Annotated in this window: 1 protein-coding gene and 1 pseudogene; one reads left to right on the top strand and one right to left on the bottom strand. The window is 68.2% G+C overall.

What is annotated here, in order from left to right:
* Positions 1–341 (bottom strand): annotated as a pseudogene (locus tag AB0L34_RS34525) (hypothetical protein); the annotation flags it as partial.
* 377 nt (positions 342–718) lie between these two features.
* Here AB0L34_RS34525 and AB0L34_RS34520 point away from each other — a divergent pair.
* Positions 719–1,004: hypothetical protein (locus tag AB0L34_RS34520; RefSeq protein WP_363709888.1), on the top strand; the 286-nt coding region annotated here is incomplete at its 3' end.

Genomic DNA, 1,004 nt, shown 5'->3' with positions numbered 1-1,004 from the left:
TCGTGGTCGTTGCGGTCACCGAGGTGACCGAGGTTCTCCAGCTTCGACTCCTGCAACGCGGTAGCGATCGACACGACCGCGGCACGCTCGTCCATGCCGGCCTTCTTCGTGGCGGCGATGATCGCCTTCACGTTCTTGGTCTGCTCGTCATTGAGGTCGATGCGGGACTGGTCGCCCTGCACGCCGTGCGGGATCAGCTTGTCACCCTGCACGGTGGCCGTGACCGGCTTGACCGCGTGGGTGGTGTCGGCCGCGTGGGCGGCGACCGGGCCGGCGAACACGCCACCGGTGAAAGCCAGACCAGCAATACCCAGAACGCTCTTACGCAGAATCGTGTTCATGATGGGGGCTCCATTCGGGGGTCGACGCACCCGGGGGCGAGTGCGTGGGCACCGTCAGGCGCTCAAGAAAGTCTCAAAGGGGGATCCCGGCTGCTCGCGGGGCGGGGGCCTCTACGCGGCGCCGGAAGCATGTCCAACGACCTGCAGCCCGGCATCATTCCCGGGCGCCTCACACCACCGGGGGCGGCGCGGGGCTCACGTCGTCGGAACCGTGTTCAACGACCAGCCGGGCGGGATCATTCCCCGCGGCTCACGCCGCCGCACGTACTCAACGGCCTGAGGTCTGTCCCCACAGCCGACGCGCTCGGGGGCGCGGCCTTGCTCGGTCGTTCACCCGGTTACAACGCCACCGGCCCGCCCACGATTCCGCCCCCAAAGTGCCGCCCACCACCCCCGAACCCGACACCCCGCCCACCACCGACCAGACTCGCCCAGCCCATCCGGACACCTCGCTCTGCACCCCGGCGATCAAGGAGTTTGCGGCCCTTTCCGGCACCCACAAGGACACAAACCCCTTGATCACCCTCGAAGAAGCCTCCCCGGGCACCCACCACAGGGTTGATCATGAGGTTAGCGGCGACAAACCGGACACCAAGCGCCGCCAAGTTCATGATCGACGCGACCGGGCAGGACGGGTGCGCTGGACGGGGAGCGAAGCGGCCG

It is taken from the genome of Micromonospora sp. NPDC052213, from assembly GCF_040679695.1.
Classification (GTDB): domain Bacteria; phylum Actinomycetota; class Actinomycetes; order Mycobacteriales; family Micromonosporaceae; genus Micromonospora.
The sequence above is the reverse complement of the archived record's forward strand: the minus strand, read 5'-3'. Positions and strand labels throughout refer to the sequence as shown.